General features: G+C 63.5%; 4 protein-coding genes, 1 pseudogene and 1 riboswitch. Of the genes and pseudogenes, 3 read left to right on the forward strand and 2 right to left on the reverse strand.

Translation table 11 applies throughout. The features are described 5' to 3' along the window. Positions 1-176: 176 nt before the first annotated feature. Positions 177-842, reverse strand: coding sequence for a hypothetical protein (locus NG698_RS21405; protein ID WP_252603944.1), 666 nt, complete (start codon positions 840-842; stop codon positions 177-179). A 334-nt stretch (positions 843-1,176) separates the two neighbouring features. Further along, positions 1,177-1,938 (reverse strand): NlpC/P60 family protein, encoded by a 762-nt coding sequence (locus tag NG698_RS21410; protein WP_252612268.1) that lies wholly within the window; start codon positions 1,936-1,938, stop codon positions 1,177-1,179. A gap of 3 nt (positions 1,939-1,941) precedes the next feature. Beyond that, a riboswitch (cyclic di-AMP (ydaO/yuaA leader) is annotated at positions 1,942-2,137 on the reverse strand. Between the two features lie 259 nt (positions 2,138-2,396). Here NG698_RS21410 and NG698_RS21415 point away from each other — a divergent pair. The 3 genes and pseudogenes from NG698_RS21415 to NG698_RS21425 all read left to right on the forward strand — a co-directional run. Then, positions 2,397-2,627, forward strand: a complete 231-nt coding sequence (locus NG698_RS21415) for a heavy-metal-associated domain-containing protein (RefSeq protein ID WP_252603948.1) — start codon at positions 2,397-2,399, stop codon at positions 2,625-2,627. Positions 2,628-3,058: 431 nt separating this feature from the next. Beyond that, on the forward strand, positions 3,059-3,529 hold the full coding sequence (locus NG698_RS21420) for a hypothetical protein (protein ID WP_252603950.1): 471 nt from the start codon (positions 3,059-3,061) through the stop codon (positions 3,527-3,529). A 159-nt stretch (positions 3,530-3,688) separates the two neighbouring features. Continuing rightward, positions 3,689-4,045 (forward strand): annotated as a pseudogene (locus tag NG698_RS21425) (DUF305 domain-containing protein); the annotation flags it as partial. Positions 4,046-4,147 lie beyond the last annotated feature (102 nt).

Genomic DNA, 4,147 nt, shown 5'->3' on the forward strand with positions numbered 1-4,147 from the left:
AATTGCCTGGCCTGATTCTTAGCGCTCATTTGGCAGGAAACCAGCCACCAACTCGGCAGGATTTCCTGGCTGAAACGGCCTACAGATAGTCGATCACACACACCCACATTGCCGGGAAAGACCCTTACACGGAATAGGAGCGCACGAATGTGCGGTTGAGCATGCCCGGCTTCGGGTTAGTGGCTGTGCGACGTGTGGGTGTCGGGTGCGGGGGCTGCGGGGGCGTCCGTCGGCTTGTCGAGGGTGCGGTCTTCGCTGGTCGGAGCCTCCGCGGGTGCCTGCGACGGTGCCGGCGTGGAGTCGTGGCTGTGGCTCTCGGAGTCGAGGGTGCTTGCGAGGGCGGACATGCCGAACCATGTCAGCGCGGCGACCAACACGACACCTGCGGCAAACGGGCTGACCAGGTGGCGCAGGCCGCCCTTGGCGTCCTTGGCGATGAACGCGACGTACGACATCAGCAGGCCGATTGGAGTCATCCAGGCGCTGCGCTCGGGGAACTGTTCGAAGTGCTGGATGCCGCCGCCGACCAGGCCGACGCCGAAGGAGAGCAGGAGCGAGAACGCGACGAGCGAGATGGCCCGGCTTAGCAGCGGGCGCTCATCGACGAGCACGAACTCGTTGACGATGGTGCCGAGGAGGAACACGAACGCACCGACGACGCAGATGATCGTGTATAGGCCCGGGTTGACCGGATAGTGCACGACGGCGCCAGCGATAAGGGCCGCGCCCATGAAGTAGAGCATCGCGCCGATGTAGCGCGAGTAGAGCGAGGGAGTCCGTTTCGCGAGCTCTGCCTCATAGGAGGCAACGTCTTCGCGGCTGAGGTCGTTCTGAACGGTCATGTCTGGTGAGTCTTTCGTTTTCGGGTGTGTGAGAGCAGGCAGCCGTAGCGCCGATACCGGAGTTGGTGCGGCGTGGCGCTGCGCGTGCTGCTCAGCGGGGCAGAATTGAGCGTCATGTCTCATTTCCTTGGAAGCGGGGCTTGGCCGGACACTCTAAAGAGATGGGATACGCCTCAGAATTGTGGTTTGCGGAGTAAATGGCGGTGTTTTAGCACCGCTATATGTCGCCTTCGGGTGACCTGCGGAAGGAGTCAGGCGCATGGTTGGAGGGGCATCCTAAGGGCCGGTGATTCAGTGCCCCCAAGGCATTGAATCACCGGCCTTCAGTGGTTTGTTAGCCTGCGCGGACGAAGGTGACGGCACCCTTGGACGTCATCCAGGTCAGAGGGTGCACGGCGGTTTCATTCTTCCCGTTCAGGCCTGAGCTGAGGACCTGGCCGTTGCCGACGTAAATTCCTACGTGGCCAGGCTGCATGACCATATCACCGGGCTGGGGGTCGGTGACCACGGTGCCGTAGTTCATGAACTGCATCGGGCCCAGGTCCCCGACGGGGATGCCAGCGGCATTTAGGGCGTTTTCGACCAGCCGCGTGCAGTCCTGGATCATGCCGATCTGAGCGTAGGCGGAGGACACCATGATGGAGTTAATGTCACCGGCTGCGGGAGCCGGCGCGGGCGCAGGCGGGGTGACGGTGACTTTGGCCGAGGCGGGTGCAGGGGTCGTTACGGCGGCCGCGGGTGCCGCGGCCTTCGCGGCTACCACGACAGGCTTCGGGGCTTCCACTACGGGAGCGGGCGTGGTTTCCACGACCGGGCGCTCGAAGGAAATCTGGATGGTGGCATCGGCGGTCAGCGGGGCCTGTATCTGGCTCGCGACCTCGAGGTTAGCGGCCGGTTCAGCTTCGCGCTGGCCGGGGGCGTCGGCCGCCTGGGCGGCAGCAATACCACTGGTCAGCACGAGACCGGAAGCCGCTGCGAAGACGGCGGCCTGGCGGCCTGCGCCGCCGGCATTCGCGGTAAAGGACTTGGTCAGTGCGGCAAGAGTGCTGGTCTGGGGGACCGCGCGGCGGCGGCCGTGAGTTTTGCGCATGGGCATGAAAGGGCCTCTCCCACTGCCTGCGAGGTTAGCTGTCGGATTCGGGTGGGAGGCACCCGGCCGCGTCAGGCGCAAAAGTGCACCAGGCACGGCTTCACCCCAAGACCTGCCAGAAGCAGGCCAATAATGGGTTCCCCGTCTCTGCCGGACGAAAAGTGAACGGATCCCGGGCAGCGGCAGAGTTAGGCAATCTGTTCGGGAGTGCCGCCTCAAGGAGAAACCGGCACGACTTAGACCGTACTTCACACCAGCAATGTTTGTCACATTCCGGTAACGGCGCGTCCGCCGTGGCACGGGATGCGCACTTGCTCTGTATACCCGGCCCGGGTACAGGATGCGTCTTCTTGGGTTGTCAGTGACATGGAAGTCCGGGCTGGTGTTGCCGTACCCGTTTGCACGGCCGTTCACCCCCCGCACACCCTCGATTCTTCCTCAAAAAGATAGAGCCAGGCTTCCCCTTGTTTCTTCCGCTGCCGGGTGCAGCTGCTGCTCCGGCAGCGGTATCCAGTGGCAGCACAGTCGAGTTTGCTGTCGAAGGGCTGACGTGCGGGCATTGCGTCCAGACCGTTCAAAAGGCTGTATCGGCCGTTGAGGGTGCCGAGTCCGCCTTTGTGGACCTCGTGTCCGGCGGTCGTTCCCGGGTGATAGTCACGGTACGGCCGAGAGCTTTGCTGTGTGTGCGGCCGTGACCTCCGCCGGCTACACGCTTTCCAGCAATTGGCATCAAGGCCCCTGGCAGAAGACCGGTTAGGCGAGTGGGGTGTCTTTTGACGGGGCGAACGCGTCCCCGGCGCTGAGGCCGGCATCGCGCTCGGCGCTGGAACGGGTGCACGGCATCGGCCGGTGTTGTCCAGGCCGGCAATGATGCCTGGACTGTGCTGTGAAATGGTGGACCTATCCGGGGCCAGCCATACCAAGCCGTAGCAGATCCTCATTTGGGCCACCGGTTACAACATCCTCGCCGTCCCGCTGGCGACAGTGCCCTGTCCTGCCTTTGGGCTTGCGGAGGATGAAACTCAATCCCTCCCAGGTGCGTTGAATAAGAGGCTGTGACCGGCAGGAATACCCCTGCCGGTAGGCTGAAGATCCTGAACAACCTGCATGGAAGGGAAGAAACGTTGTGAGCGCACCATCGCGTGGACCTTTCTCCGCTTTCCTCTTTCGTGCAGGCTTCCTGACGGCCGCCCTAGCCATCATCGCCGGGATCTTCGGCATGCACATTATGACCGGCGCACACCATATGAGCGCCGCGCACACCATGCCGGCAGCGACCGCCGGATCCGCGGTGGACGCTGCGGGCATCCCGGCCGGGCACTCCCACACCACGGGGGCATCCTCGGATGGGACCGCCGCTACCCCAGCGGCAACTGGCTCGTCGTCTTCCTGCGCCCCTGCAGGTTCCTGCCCCGGGATGACTGCCGGGGGCAATACGTGCGTCCTGGCCCCGGGAAACACCTCACTGACCGCCCCTGCCCCCGGAACAGCACCCTATGCCTTACCGGACTTCGGGGTGGCGGCTGCAGCCAGCATCAATTATTCCTACTCACCGGACAGCCCCTCTCCCGGTGACTTCTGTATCAGCCGGACGTAAACCAGCACTGACAGCGCCGCGCCCCGGCGCAGCGTCCAGCAACGTCGACACGCACAAGACAGCCCACCTTCCCAAAGGGCGCAGCTGTCTCTGCTTGCAATCCCCAGGCGCTAAACGCCGCTGATACCTTTGAGGACCCTGATTTTCATGAAATAGACCCTGACTATTTCCGCTGCCGCGATCGCCGCAGCAATCGGCCTCGCCGGATGCTCAGCCGGCACCGGAAGTTCGGACTCGAGCAGCATGCCCGGCATGAGCCACGGCAGCTCCGCCATGCCATCGACCTCGGCTCCGGCAACGTCGGCCGCAGCCTCGGCGGACTTCAACGACGCGGACGCCATGTTCGCCCAGAAGATGATCCCGCACCACGCCGAGGCCGTGGAGATGAGCGACATCATCCTGGCCAAGGAAGGCGTCCCCGCCGAGGTGACCGACCTGGCCACCAGGATCAAGGCAGCCCAGGGACCGGAAATAGAAAAAATGACCGGCTGGCTTCAGAGCTGGGGACAGCCCACCTGAGGTGTACTACTGATGTGAGACACAGTTTGAAAGGATTGTGCCCATGTCTGCTCGACCAACCTATTCCGATGAGTTCAAGGCTGATGCCGTTGCGCTGGT

Origin of the sequence: Pseudarthrobacter raffinosi (genome assembly GCF_023913735.1) — a bacterium.
GTDB classification, from domain to species: domain Bacteria; phylum Actinomycetota; class Actinomycetes; order Actinomycetales; family Micrococcaceae; genus Arthrobacter; species Arthrobacter raffinosi.